We start from the raw sequence: 12388 nt of genomic DNA, 5'->3' as shown, positions 1-12388 counted from the left end.
GGGGAACCATGTGGGGTATTTATCGCGGGCGCAGACTGGTGTTATACGTTATCGCGGCCATTGTTATTGCCACGTTAATTGGTTATAGCACCTATACATTTGTAAAATTATTTTCCTGATTCAGACGTTTATTTACATAACGCGATATTAATATAAACGCCGGGTCGTATGTTGTTATTTGTGCGCAGTAATAATGTCTTTGTTTTATTCAAAAAGGTCAGCGGGGCTGATATTGCTTTACGTTACAGAATGCCGGACAATGACATTTTTAACTGACGATTAACATTACGATGAAACACCCGCTAGAATCGCTGCTCACCGCAGGCGGCATTTTATTGCTGGCCCTGCTTTCGTGCCTGCTGCTCCCTGCGCCTTCGCTTGGGCTGGTGCTGGCGCAAAAGCTGGTTCAGACCTTTCACATGGTCGATCTGAACCAGCTCTATACCATTCTGTTCTGCGTGTGGTTTTTACTGCTCGGGGCGATTGAATTCTTCGTGCTGCGTTTCGTCTGGCGACGCTGGTTTTCACTCGCGTCCTGAGCTCACAAAAAAGCCGGGTGGCGGCTACGCCTTACCCGGCCTGCACGCGACAGGTTAATGTGTCTGGCTATGGTTCTCTTTACGGTACGCACCCGGCGGCTGGTTGAACGTACGGGTGAAGATGCGGGTAAACGTCTGCTGCGAGTCAAACCCGTAGCGCAGGCAGATATCGTACACGCGAGCGTCGGATTCTCGCAGATCGCGCGCCGCCAGCAGCAGCTTACGTTCACGGATATAACGTCCCAGGCTCTCCCCTTTGTACTGCATAAACAGCCGCTGCAGGTGCCACTTCGAGTAACCCGCGTGGCGGGCAATCTCTTCTATACGTAATGGCTGATGCAGATTGTCGTCGATCCATTCGACGATAGTGTCGATGACTTGAGCGGAAATGGTCATACTGCTGTCCCCCTCTGCTTCTCGCTTAAACATTATTCCCACCACGCACGAAAGGTTTGTGCGCTGTCGCTTACCCTGACGGGCTCGCCCAGTTCCGGCGTCAGCAGCCGATAATTTTTATCCTTGCTGGCTTTTGCCAGCTGGATCAGCGGATCGTTCCAGGCGTGTTTCGCCAGCACGAAGCGTCCGTTATGCCCGGGCACCACGGCTTTCGCGTTGAGATCCGCCGAGGCCTGCGCCGTTTCCTCCGGCAGCATGTGGATGTACTTCCAGTCCTGGTCATACTGGCCGTTTTCCATAATGGCGACGTCCACGTCACCAAACTGCTCGCCGATGGCCTTAAAGTGCGGGCCGTAACCGGAATCCCCGCTGTAGTAAACCTTCTGCTCTGGCGTGACGAACATAAAGCTGCCCCACAAGGTGCGATCGCGTTTAATGCCGCGCCCGGAGAAGTGACGTGCTGGCAGAACATGCACCGTCAATTCATCGCTGATGCGTACCGACTGGTTCCAGTCGCGCTCGTCAATAATCTCGGGCTTCATTCCCCAGTAGCGCAGGTGGGATCCCACGCCCAGCGGCGTCACCACCCGCTTCACCTTCGGCAGTAGCGCCTTGATAGTGGCGTAATCCAGATGATCGTAGTGATCGTGCGAGATAATCAGCAGGTCGATCTCCGGCATGCGTTCAGCGCGCCACGGATACTCGCCGGTAAAGGCCTTATTGAGGAACGAGAACGGCGCGGCATAGTTGCCAAGAACCGGGTCAATCAGGATCCGTTTGCCCGCGAGCTGCAGGTACCACGAGGAGTGACCGAGCCACACCAGGGTGTCCTGCTCCAGCGGCAGGCTCGCAAGATCGGTTTTCACCAGCGGAAGCGGCCGGGCCGGGCGGGCGTTTTCGGTTTTTTTGGTCAGAAACTCCCACATTGCGACCAGCATGTTTTTGTCACCGTTATAACCCGGCGTCGGCAGCATATTGTGGAATTTCCCCTCGCGATACTGAGGGGAGGCCTCCACTTCAGTGAGCTGCTCACCCTGCGGCGGCTGGCCGAATCCGGCATTCAGAACAAACGGTAAACTCGCGGCTGAAGCAATAATCATGATTAACACCACGCAGATGAAGAGAGGTTTTTTCATATCCTGACCCGAAAACGCGCCCCATCCGATAGCGTGCGCAGGGTAAACTTGATTATGAGTGAGTAAGCACTCATTATAGATATGATGATAAAGTCGTCAAGACGTTTTCGATCTTTGACATTCCGCGTTGCAGCGTGTCAAAGCACGTGTTTCAATCAGGGTTTTAATCATTGACAGGGGGAACAATTTAGTGGCACGTCCGAAGAGTGAAGATAAAAAACAGGCCTTACTGGAAGCCGCAACGGCGGCGTTTGCACAGTCAGGTATCGCCGCCTCAACGGCGCTCATTGCCCGTAAGGCGGGCGTCGCCGAAGGTACCCTGTTCCGCTACTTTGCTACGAAAGACGATCTGCTGAATGCCCTCTATGTGCATCTGAAGCAGGATCTCTGCCAGACCATGCTGGCGAACCTCGATCGCACCATCACGCTGCCTAAAGAACATACCCGCAATATCTGGAACAGCTATGTGGACTGGGGTATACGTAACCCCGTTTCTCATGCGGCGATCCGCCAGATTGGCGTCAGTGAAAAGCTGAGCGTCGAAACGGAACAGGCGGTGAAAGATATGTTCCCGGAACTCCATGAGCTGTGCCGCCGCTCGGTGCGCCCGGTGTTTATGTCGGATGAATTTAAAACGTTTGGCGATGCACTTTTCTTATCGCTGGCTGAAAGCACGATGGAATTTGCCACCCGCGATCCGTCCCGCGCCGTTGATTTTAAAGCGCTCGGCTTTGAGGTGATGTGGCGCGGGCTTGCGTATGAGGACGCCAATGGAGAGTAAAGCCTTACAGGAGCACGCTATGCGTGTGGCCCTGGAACTGCCGTTCACCGAACACTGCTGGCCGTTCGGGCCGGAGTTTGACGTCTTCAAAGTGGGCGGAAAAATTTTCATGATTGTGGCCGTCGCGCACGGGCGGCCGCACGTCAGCCTGAAGTCAGACCCGGAGAAATCACTGTTAAACCAGCAGATCTACCGCGGGGTAGAACCCGGCTACCATCTGAGTAAAAAGCACTGGATTTCCCTTTACGGCACTGACGACGTGACGCCGGAACTGGTTACCGACCTCATTAATGACTCCTGGCATCTGGTGGTGGATAAGCTGCCGAAAAAAGACCAGAAGTGGATTAGGCCAGTCTGATTGTTCGTCTGAGACGAACAGATTAAGCGCTCGAATTGCACTTATCTTTTGCCGCTTCGCGCGGTAATCTGCTTTCCTTTCGCGCCCGCGAGCGGGCGAATTTCATCACCAGGAGTTGTTATGGATATCATTTCTGTCGCCCTGAAACGCCACTCCACCAAGGCGTTCGACGCAAGCAAAAAACTGACCGCGGAAGAAGCGGAAAAAATCAAAACCCTGCTGCAGTACAGCCCGTCCAGCACCAACTCCCAACCGTGGCACTTCATTGTGGCCAGCACCGAGGAAGGAAAAGCGCGGGTGGCGAAATCCGCGGCAGGCACCTATGTGTTCAACGAACGCAAAATGCTGGATGCATCTCACGTGGTGGTGTTCTGCGCGAAAACCGCGATGGACGATGCCTGGCTGGAGCGCGTTGTCGATCAGGAAGAAGCCGACGGTCGCTTCAACACCCCGGAAGCCAAAGCCGCGAACCATAAGGGCCGTACCTACTTTGCCGACATGCACCGCGTGGATCTAAAAGATGACGACCAGTGGATGGCGAAGCAGGTTTACCTGAACGTCGGCAACTTCCTGCTGGGCGTGGGTGCAATGGGCCTGGACGCGGTACCGATCGAAGGTTTCGACGCTGCGATCCTCGACGAAGAGTTTGGCCTGAAAGAGAAGGGCTTCACCAGCCTGGTGGTGGTGCCGGTTGGGCATCACAGCGTGGAAGATTTCAACGCCACGCTGCCGAAATCTCGCCTGCCGCTGAGCACGATTCTTACTGAGTGCTAATCAACACGGGCCGCTCTGTGCGGCCCGTTACGCTTTACTGATGACTAACCTGCGATGTGGATGCACGTCGCGATCGTATCCCCAGGCAAACGCAATCCAGCGCTCCTCCAGCTCGGCGTATGAACTCACCGGTGTTAAGTGCCACTCTTCCCCTACCGTACCGTCCGCCACGCTTATCCGATAATTCATGCTGAATGCCCAGTCGATCATGCGTAACCAAAACCGCTGTCCGTCACCGGTTTGTTCGCTGTCAGAAACCACAATGTCGTATTCGCTTAGCACCCACTGGAAGAAGGATTGGGGTAATCCACTGATTACCCGCTGATGGACAGCGCGTGGCGTACGCCAGACCATAACCTGTGTCGCAGCCCCGTGGGGAAAGGTAATTTCTTTATGAAACGTCAACTTAACGGCATACGCCGTATAGGGTTTTCCGTCGTCGGTGGTGACGAGACGATATTCATCACCGTTGCGCGATTTTAACAGGCGATATCCCACCGGCAGCATAAATCCTGGCAGATGAAAATCCACCGTGCCCCGCGCAAGAAACGCTTCAGTATGTTCCACGTTTCGGGAGATAAGGCCTAATTTTTGGCTGAAATCTGCGGAATCAATCATCAGTGGCGACATGGTGGTTTCTCATGGCGTGAGTATAGACGACTTAACACCTCATCGAAATGATGTCGATTCAGTCGACTGGATTAAGTTAAACCCACCTTACACCTGTCTCATCCACTTAGCAGAATCGGCTCTTACTCCCTGAAAGCCCCTCGCAAAAAACTATTTCCCCTGCGCCGCCAGCCACGCCATCGCCCTCTCCCCTGCCTCATCTACCGGCAGATACACCAGCAGACGCGACCCGTTTCGCGGTGCGGAATACCAGTACATCTGCTGCAGCGTAAACTCTCCCAGCTCGGGATGGGTAAACAGCTTGAGCTGGTTCTCCACGCCGCGCACGTCGTTACGCTGGTGCCACAGGGTTTTAAACTCTTCGGACACCGCAAAGAAGCGCGCCAGTTTGGCCTCCCACAATGGGTCACCCCGGTGCTCGGCCATCGCCGCGCGGAAATAGGAGACAAAGATGGGCAGCACGTCGTCGCGTCTGCCGAGGCGCGCGCGCCACGCCGGATGCGTGAGGAACAGGTAAATACAGTTGCGATCTTCCGGTGGGATTTCATTGAAATCCACCCCCATCAGGTGGCCGAAGCTGTCGTTCCACGCCACGATGTCGAAATTGGGTTTCTGGATGCTGGCAGGTTTTGGCAGCAGGGTGTCGAGCAGGCGGCGTGTGCCCTCGCTGATGCCCTCGCAGCAGACCGCCTGGGGTGCTTCACCCGGCGGCAAACCCGCTAATACAAACAGATGCCGGGCCTCGGTCGGGGTACATTGCAGCGCTTTTGCCACGGCCGCCATCACCGCGCTGGACGGATTGACGTCCCTGCCCTGCTCAAGCCAGGTGTACCAGGTTACGCCCACTTCAGCGAGCATCGCTACCTCTTCCCGACGCAGACCGGGCGTGCGGCGGCGACCGCTGCGCGGCAGGCCTAAGCGCTGCGGATCGAGGCTTTCACGCCGCGCGCGTAAAAATGCCCCCAGCTGTTTTCGGGTGTCATCCTGAAGTGAGACGACGGGTTCAGACATCAGCGCCATAAATCCCCCTGCATGGTAGTGCCAGTACCAGTATAAGCAAGAACTGGTACCCGTTTATCTGATGGTAGATGCTACGACCATCTGTTGAATGACGCAATGGAGTTACCATGAATACGTCAGTTGTTTCACCGGGTCGCGCTGGCCTGATATTGCTGTTAACCGGCCAGATGCTGCCGATGATTGATACCTCAATCACCAACGTGGCGCTGGACGCCATTACCCATTCACTGCACGCTACCGCCACCGAGCTGGAGCTGATCGTCGCGCTCTACGGCGTGGCCTTTGCCGTCTGCCTCGCGCTCGGCAGCAAGCTGGGGGATAATTTTGGCCGTCGCCGTCTGTTTATGTGGGGTGTGGCGAGCTTTGGTCTGGCCTCGCTGCTGTGCGGAATGGCGGGGAACATTGAACAGCTGCTCGCCGCGCGCATCGTTCAGGGCGCGGGTGCCGCACTGATCATGCCGCAAATTCTTGCCACGCTGCACGTGACGCTGAAAGGTACGGCGCATGCAAAAGCCATCAGCCTGTTCGGCGGCATCGGCGGGATTGCGTTTATCGTCGGGCAGATGGGCGGGGGCTGGCTGGTGTCGGCGGATATCGCCGGACTGGGCTGGCGTAACGCCTTCTTTATCAACGTGCCGATCTGTCTGGTGGTGCTGGCGCTGAGCCGCCGCTTCGTACCGGAAACCCGTCGCGAGACGCCGTCACGCATCGACTGGCCGGGTACCGTGTTGCTGGCCATCATGCTTTGCTGCCTGCTGTTCCCGATGGCGCTCGGCCCGCAGTGGCACTGGTCCTGGCCGCTGAAGACGATGCTGCTCGCCCTGGTCCCGCTGGCCTGGCTGATGGCGCTGAATGCGCGCAAAAAAGAGCGTGAGAATGCCCACCCGCTGATCCCGCCGCGCCTGCTTGCGCTTCGCAGCGTGCGCTTTGGCATTCTGATTGCGATGCTTTTTTTCAGCGTCTGGTCCGGGTTTATGTTCTGTATGGCCCTGACCATGCAAACCGGTCTGGGGATGGCGCCGTGGCAGTCCGGGAACAGTTTTATCGCCCTGGGCGTGACCTACTTTGTGTCGGCGTGGTTCGCACCGCGGCTGATTGCCCGCTACAGCACCAGCACTATCCTGCTGACGGGTCTGGCGATCCAGATTACCGGCCTGCTGGCGCTGATCGCCACGTTCCGCGTTTGGGGCATGGAGAATACCGCCCTGACGCTGGCACCCGCCACCGGACTGGTGGGCTACGGGCAGGCGCTGATCGTGAACAGCTTCTACCGCATCGGGATGCGCGACATTCAGCCTGACGACGCGGGGGCCGCGAGCGCTATTTTAAGCACGCTGCAGCAGGCCGCGCTGGGTCTTGGCCCGGCCATTTTTGGCGCAATCTTGCCGCACGCGCTGCAAAACCATCACGGGGATTACACCCAGGCGATTAACGTTTTCCTGATGGTGGAAACGGCCATGATGGTGGTGCTGGCTCTGGCGACGCTGCGCATCCGCCATAGCCTGTGCCTGCCGGTGGTAAAGGTCTGCCAGGCCGCCAAATAAGTTCGTGAATTTGCATAATAGATCCGCAGCCGCCATTATGGGGCTGCAAAAATACAGGAGACGTTATGCAGGAATTGATTGCTCAGGTTGAAGAGTTAGGCATTGAAATTAATCACACCACCTCTTTAGTGATTATCTTTGGTATTATTTTTCTGACCGCCATCATCGTTCATTTTATTCTGCACAAAGGGGTGCTTCGCGCATTCGAAAAACGCGCGCAGGCCAGCAGCCATTTATGGCTGCAGATCATCACCCAGAATAAATTATTTCACCGTCTGGCCTTTACCCTGCAGGGGATAATTGTCAACGTCCAGGCGGTACTGTGGCTGCAAAAAGGCAGCGAAGCGGCGGAAATTCTCACTACCTGCGCCAGGCTGTGGGTAATGGTTTATGCCCTGCTCTCCTTCTTCTCGCTGCTGGACGTGATTTTCAATCTGTCGCAGAAAATGGCCACCGCGTCACAGCTGCCGCTGAAAGGGATCTTCCAGGGCATCAAGCTGGTGAGCGCCATCCTGGTGGGGATATTGATTATCTCCCTGCTCATCGGCCAGTCCCCGGCGATTCTTATAAGCGGTCTGGGCGCCATGGCCGCCGTGCTGATGCTGGTGTTTAAAGATCCGATACTCGGACTTGTGGCGGGTATTCAGCTTTCCGCCAACGACATGCTCAAGCTCGGCGACTGGCTGGAGATGCCTAAATACGGCGCCAACGGCACGGTGACGGATATCGGCCTGACCACCGTGAAAGTACGCAATTTCGATAATACGATTACGACCATTCCGACGTGGGCCCTGGTCTCCGACGCCTTTATCAACTGGAGCGGCATGTCGGCCTCCGGCGGGCGACGTATTAAGCGCAGCCTGAATATTGATACCACCAGTATTCATTTCCTCGACGAGCAGGAGCAGCAGAAACTCATTCAGGCGAAACTGCTGAAGCCTTATCTGGCCGCACGTCATGAGGAAATTAACCTGTGGAATCAGCAGAACGGTGAAGGGGAATCGGTACTAAACCTGCGCAAGATGACCAATATCGGCACCTTCCGCGCCTACCTGAACGAATATCTGCGCAACCACCCGCGCATTCGCAAAGATATGACGCTGATGGTGCGTCAGCTAGCACCTGACGCGAATGGTTTGCCGATTGAAATATATGCCTTCACCAATACGGTGGTCTGGGCAGAATATGAGGAGATTCAGGCTGACATCTTCGACCATATTTTCGCGGTGGTGGATGAATTTGGGTTGCGTATTCACCAGTCCCCGACCGGGAACGATATTCGCGCCCTGTCGGGGGTCATTGCCAGGTAATCTGTGTAGGCACCCGGGCGTGAAGGTAAGTGCGGTCTGGTGCCCTCACCCCGGTCCTCTCCCACAGGGAGAGGGTGAAAAACGTGCTACTTTTTGCGGGAAAGCTTAAAAGCAATAAACAGGAACACCACCCACACCGGCAGCAGCATCGCCGAAAGACGCATTTCATCCATGGTGCACATCAGCACCAGAATTAGCCCCAGGAAAGCGATACAGATGTAGTTCCCCGCCGGGTAAAGCAGCGCTTTGAACTGCGTTTCGCGTCCCTTGCGGCGCATCGCGGCACGAAAGCGCAGGTGCGCCAGGCAGATCATGATCCAGTTAAGCAGCAGCGTGGCGACAACCAGCGCCATCAGCAGGCCAAAGGCCTCTTTCGGCAGCAGGTAGTTGATTAGCACTACCAGCGACGTAATGGCACCGGAAAGGAACAAGGAATTTACCGGCACGCCGCGACGGCTGACGCGGGTAAGGAACTTCGGCGCGTTGCCCTGCACGGAGAGGCCAAACAGCATACGGCTGTTGGAGTAAACGCCGCTGTTATAGACCGACAGAGACGCCACCAGAATGACAAAGTTCAGCGCCGAGGCGACCACGTTGCTGTTCAGATCGTGGAAAATCATCACGAACGGGCTGCTGTCGGATTTCACTTCCACCCACGGATAGAGCGCCAGCAGCACCACCAGCGAGCCGATGTAGAACAGCAGAATACGGTATACCACCTGGTTAACCGCTTTTGGAATGCTTTTATGCGGGTCGTGCGCTTCCGCGGCGGTGATGCCAATCAACTCTAATCCGCCGAAGGAGAACATGATCACTGCCAGCGAGAGGATCAGCCCTTTCCAGCCGGTCGCCAGGAAGCCGCCGTGCTGCCAGAGGTTATCGATCGTGGCGCGCTCGCCGCCGTGGCCGGAGAACAGCAGCCACAGGCCAAAGCCGATCATGCCGATAATCGCCAGTACCTTGATCAGCGCAAACCAGAACTCGGTTTCGCCATACAGGCGGACGTTGACGAGGTTAACGGCGTTAATAATGATGAAGAAGGCCGCCGCCCAGATCCACGTCGGGACATCCGGCAGCCAGTACTGCATGTAGATGCCTGCGGCGGTCAGCTCCGCCATCCCCACCAGCACGAACATAACCCAGTAGTTCCAGCCGGACAGGAAGCCTGCAAACGGGCCCCAGTATTTATAAGCAAAGTGCGCGAAGGAGCCTGAAACCGGCTCTTCAACAACCATCTCGCCAAGCTGGCGCATGATCAGGAAGGCGATAATCCCGGCGATACCATACCCCAGCAGTACCGCCGGGCCAGCCATCTGAATAGCGGGGCCGATACCAAGAAACAGCCCGGTACCGATCGCGCCGCCAAGGGCAATTAACTGAATATGTCGATTTTGCAAACCACGTTGCAGCGTCGGATTCTGATCCGACGAGGCTTCGGCGCTACCATGGCCTGAAGCGGATGACGCGTCTTTCACGTCCTACCCCTGTCTCTTTTTTAGAAGGGGCACGTTTTAACACTTCATGCTGGAGGTAGCAAGGGATTGGGGCATCCCTGCCCCGGATAACGAGATGGAACGCTTAGAATTCGTAGCCAACCGAGATCTTAAAGGTGCGCGGTTCGCCCTGCGTGATGTAAGTACCGGAATCGTCCACGCTGGCCCAGTAGTTTTCATTGGTCACGTTATCGATGCCTGCGCGCACGGTCATCTGGTTTGCATTGTGGTTCACCGCGAAGCGATAGCGCATCCCCAGATCCAGCGTGGTGTAGCTGTCCAGCTTTTTGGTGTTTGCCAGGTCAGCGTACTGCGCGCCGGAGTGGTTCACGCGGGCGGTGGCGGTCAGGCCGTCAATCGGCTTGATGTCGTACTCTGCGCCCAGCACGGCGTAAAAGTTCGGAATACCGATCGCATCGTTCCCCTGATTGACGCCATTTTTGGTTTTGGTCAGCTCGGCCTGCAGCCAGGTGGCGCTGGCGTTGAGGCGCATCCCCAGCAGGGGCTCGCCAAAGACGTTCAGCTCCACGCCACGGTTACGCTGCTCGGCGTCAAGGCCGTAGTGGCCTCTGTCGTCGAGGATCGCCGACGGCATCTTGATTTCGAACAGCGCAAGCGATCCGCCCACGCGGCCAAAGTCCGCCTTCACGCCCACTTCGTTCTGCTTAGAGTGCACGATACCGGTGCTCTGGCCGTAGTTGGTGGCGGTATTAGGCGCGGTTTTGCCCGGCTGCAGCGCTTCGGTATGGTTAGCATAGAGGGAGATTTCCTCCCACGGCTTGTAGACCACGCCGTAGGTTGGCATCCAGCGGCTGCCGTCGAAGCCGTCTGCCGCGTTTTCCGCACCGGTAATTTTGTTATACCCGCGAACGACCACCTTCTGATGGCGCGCCCCGGCGGTGAACAGCAGCTTATCGTCCAGTACGCCCAGCGTATCGCTCAGCAGCCAGCCCTGAGTACGGGTGCGCCCGCTGGTCAGCGGATCGCTGTATTTCCCGCCTGAGCCGTTGAGGTTGCTGCTATCCGGCATATCCACGCCGGTATTGTGGTAGATGTTGGTCGTCGGGTTATCCTTCGTCGCCGACATTTTCCACGCGATTTTTTCGTTTTTGGTCATCGCCGAGTAGCCGACGTTGACCTTATGCGAGACGAAACCGGTATTGAAATTACCGCGAATGCCCGCCATGCCGCTGACGGAATCGCTGATGCGGTTGGTATCAAGGCGGCTGACCGTTGCCTTGCCGCTTTTATCTACCAGCTTCGGCGCGCTATAGATCCCTTCCTCATGCGCGTGCTGCGCGCCCAGGCCAGTATAGGCGGTCCAGCCGTCGGTGATGTCGTACTCGCTGCGCCACATCCCGAACTCGTTTTCAATGTTGCTGTAGGCCCACTTCTGCGAGAAGTTGCGATCGTTTTTCGGCGGCTCGGGCACGAAATCCACCGCCGAAATATTGACGCTGGTTGGGCTGCCGTGGAAGGTTTTCTTCTGATAGCCCAGATCAAGCGAGGTGCGGAAGCGGTCACCGCTGTAATCCAGGCCGGTAGAGAGCAGCGTGGTGCGGCGGCGATCGTTCGGTATGCCGGTTTCCCCTTCGCGGTGCACCAGATTCACCCGCGCGCCAAACTGGTCGTTGTCGCCGTAGCGACGGCCCGCATCCAGCGTGGTGCCAATCTGAGAATCTGAGGTGTAGTCCACGCCCACTTTCGCCTGCGGGAGTTCGCCCGCGTGTTTTGGCTCAAGGTTGATCATCCCGCCCACGCCGGAGCTCGCCGCGCCGTTCATCAGGGCGTTTGCCCCTTTGAAGATCTCAATGCGCTCAACCATCTGGGTATCCACCACCTGGCGCGGCAGCACGCCGGACAGCCCGCCAAAGGTCATGTCGTCACCGTCGAACTTCAGGCCACGAATACGGTAGGTTTCCGCGCTGTTGCCGAACCCCTGGACGAACTGCACGCCCGCGTCGTTAGCGACGACATCGGCAATGGTTTTCGCCTGCTGATCTTCCACCAGCTTCGAGGTGTAGCTGATGATGTTGAACGGCACGTCCATGGCGTTCTGCTGGCCCAGCATCCCCATGCGCCCGCCGTTCGCCATCTGCCCGTCAAGGAAGGCCGGTACCAACTGGTCGCCACCGGGTTTGAAATCGCTGGCTGGCGCAGCCTGGACAACGAGGGTGTCCTCTTTTTTATCGTCCGCCGCGAAGGCGGAATGTGTTACCGCGCCAACGGCGAGCGCCAGTAGCGTTTTGTGTATGTTGGTGTTGTTCATCGTTAACTCATTTAAACGTGCGCGCAAAAATGACCCGTTGTCGGGCCTTAGAATGTATTGATAGCAATGCAAATGAGAACTATACGCATTATCTATGCGTTAGCAAGCGTAACCGCGAACAACATGAATAGATGGGGA

The 12388-nt window shown here is 56.7% G+C and carries 12 protein-coding genes; 6 read left to right on the top strand and 6 right to left on the bottom strand.

Annotated elements, in window-relative coordinates; all coding sequences use genetic code 11:
* The first annotated feature begins 290 nt into the window (after positions 1 to 290).
* On the top strand, positions 291 to 539 hold the full coding sequence (locus AC0TNG_RS13020) for a DUF1158 domain-containing protein (RefSeq protein ID WP_013097677.1): 249 nt from the start codon (positions 291 to 293) through the stop codon (positions 537 to 539).
* Positions 540 to 593: 54 nt separating this feature from the next.
* Here the strand turns inward: AC0TNG_RS13020 and AC0TNG_RS13015 are convergent, their stop codons facing one another.
* Both AC0TNG_RS13015 and AC0TNG_RS13010 read right to left on the bottom strand, forming a co-directional pair.
* Positions 594 to 935, bottom strand: a complete 342-nt coding sequence (locus tag AC0TNG_RS13015; RefSeq protein ID WP_010428317.1) for a RamA family antibiotic efflux transcriptional regulator — start codon at positions 933 to 935, stop codon at positions 594 to 596.
* A gap of 32 nt (positions 936 to 967) precedes the next feature.
* Positions 968 to 2071 (bottom strand): MBL fold metallo-hydrolase, encoded by a 1104-nt coding sequence (locus AC0TNG_RS13010; RefSeq protein ID WP_417927028.1) that lies wholly within the window; start codon positions 2069 to 2071, stop codon positions 968 to 970.
* Between the two features lie 190 nt (positions 2072 to 2261).
* Here AC0TNG_RS13010 and AC0TNG_RS13005 point away from each other — a divergent pair, with 190 nt between their 5' ends.
* From AC0TNG_RS13005 to nfsB, 3 genes are all read left to right on the top strand, one after another.
* Positions 2262 to 2852: a TetR/AcrR family transcriptional regulator gene (locus tag AC0TNG_RS13005; protein WP_024906903.1), complete on the top strand. Its 591-nt coding sequence runs from the start codon at positions 2262 to 2264 to the stop codon at positions 2850 to 2852.
* A complete protein-coding gene (locus AC0TNG_RS13000; RefSeq protein WP_024906902.1) occupies positions 2842 to 3210 on the top strand; it encodes an MmcQ/YjbR family DNA-binding protein in 369 nt (122 codons plus the stop codon). Before AC0TNG_RS13005 ends, AC0TNG_RS13000 begins: the two co-directional genes overlap by 11 nt.
* A 120-nt stretch (positions 3211 to 3330) precedes the next feature.
* Positions 3331 to 3984: an oxygen-insensitive NAD(P)H nitroreductase gene (nfsB, locus tag AC0TNG_RS12995; protein ID WP_157188718.1), complete on the top strand. Its 654-nt coding sequence runs from the start codon at positions 3331 to 3333 to the stop codon at positions 3982 to 3984.
* 27 nt (positions 3985 to 4011) lie between these two features.
* On the opposite strand, the gene AC0TNG_RS12990 is transcribed toward nfsB, so the two are convergent.
* Both AC0TNG_RS12990 and AC0TNG_RS12985 read right to left on the bottom strand, forming a co-directional pair.
* Entirely contained in the window at positions 4012 to 4614 is a 603-nt protein-coding gene (locus AC0TNG_RS12990; protein ID WP_473713255.1) for a hypothetical protein, read from the bottom strand.
* A gap of 150 nt (positions 4615 to 4764) precedes the next feature.
* Positions 4765 to 5634: a helix-turn-helix transcriptional regulator gene (locus tag AC0TNG_RS12985; protein WP_473713254.1), complete on the bottom strand. Its 870-nt coding sequence runs from the start codon at positions 5632 to 5634 to the stop codon at positions 4765 to 4767.
* 107 nt (positions 5635 to 5741) lie between these two features.
* Between AC0TNG_RS12985 and AC0TNG_RS12980 the strand changes: the two genes are divergently transcribed.
* Both AC0TNG_RS12980 and AC0TNG_RS12975 read left to right on the top strand, forming a co-directional pair.
* Complete coding sequence (locus AC0TNG_RS12980) at positions 5742 to 7178, top strand: MFS transporter (RefSeq protein WP_473713253.1); 1437 nt, start codon at positions 5742 to 5744, stop codon at positions 7176 to 7178.
* 65 nt (positions 7179 to 7243) lie between these two features.
* Positions 7244 to 8488, top strand: coding sequence for a mechanosensitive ion channel family protein (locus AC0TNG_RS12975; RefSeq protein WP_024906897.1), 1245 nt, complete (start codon positions 7244 to 7246; stop codon positions 8486 to 8488).
* Between the two features lie 86 nt (positions 8489 to 8574).
* On the opposite strand, the gene pheP is transcribed toward AC0TNG_RS12975, so the two are convergent.
* Together pheP and AC0TNG_RS12965 are read right to left on the bottom strand one after the other, a co-directional pair.
* Positions 8575 to 9963, bottom strand: a complete 1389-nt coding sequence (pheP, locus tag AC0TNG_RS12970; RefSeq protein ID WP_032646221.1) for a phenylalanine transporter — start codon at positions 9961 to 9963, stop codon at positions 8575 to 8577.
* Positions 9964 to 10066: 103 nt separating this feature from the next.
* Positions 10067 to 12250 carry a TonB-dependent receptor gene (locus AC0TNG_RS12965; protein WP_473713252.1) on the bottom strand — a complete coding sequence of 728 codons (2184 nt, stop codon included), beginning with the start codon at positions 12248 to 12250 and terminating at the stop codon, positions 10067 to 10069.
* Positions 12251 to 12388: the final 138 nt, after the last annotated feature.

This window comes from Enterobacter sp. PL_is514 (assembly GCF_055816715.1).
The sequence above is the reverse complement of the archived record's forward strand: the minus strand, read 5'-3'. Positions and strand labels throughout refer to the sequence as shown.

What these genes read in the sequence shown, in the direction of transcription:
- AC0TNG_RS12965 (WP_473713252.1), bottom strand. Translation starts at nt 12,250, where the DNA reads ATGAACAACACCAACATACACAAAACGCTACTGGCGCTCGCCGTTGGC.
- AC0TNG_RS12990 (WP_473713255.1), bottom strand. Translation starts at nt 4,614, where the DNA reads ATGTCGCCACTGATGATTGATTCCGCAGATTTCAGCCAAAAATTAGGC.
- AC0TNG_RS12985 (WP_473713254.1), bottom strand. Translation starts at nt 5,634, where the DNA reads ATGGCGCTGATGTCTGAACCCGTCGTCTCACTTCAGGATGACACCCGA.
- AC0TNG_RS13000 (WP_024906902.1), top strand. Translation starts at nt 2,842, where the DNA reads ATGGAGAGTAAAGCCTTACAGGAGCACGCTATGCGTGTGGCCCTGGAA.
- AC0TNG_RS12980 (WP_473713253.1), top strand. Translation starts at nt 5,742, where the DNA reads ATGAATACGTCAGTTGTTTCACCGGGTCGCGCTGGCCTGATATTGCTG.
- AC0TNG_RS12975 (WP_024906897.1), top strand. Translation starts at nt 7,244, where the DNA reads ATGCAGGAATTGATTGCTCAGGTTGAAGAGTTAGGCATTGAAATTAAT.
- nfsB (WP_157188718.1), top strand. Translation starts at nt 3,331, where the DNA reads ATGGATATCATTTCTGTCGCCCTGAAACGCCACTCCACCAAGGCGTTC.
- AC0TNG_RS13015 (WP_010428317.1), bottom strand. Translation starts at nt 935, where the DNA reads ATGACCATTTCCGCTCAAGTCATCGACACTATCGTCGAATGGATCGAC.
- AC0TNG_RS13020 (WP_013097677.1), top strand. Translation starts at nt 291, where the DNA reads ATGAAACACCCGCTAGAATCGCTGCTCACCGCAGGCGGCATTTTATTG.
- AC0TNG_RS13010 (WP_417927028.1), bottom strand. Translation starts at nt 2,071, where the DNA reads ATGAAAAAACCTCTCTTCATCTGCGTGGTGTTAATCATGATTATTGCT.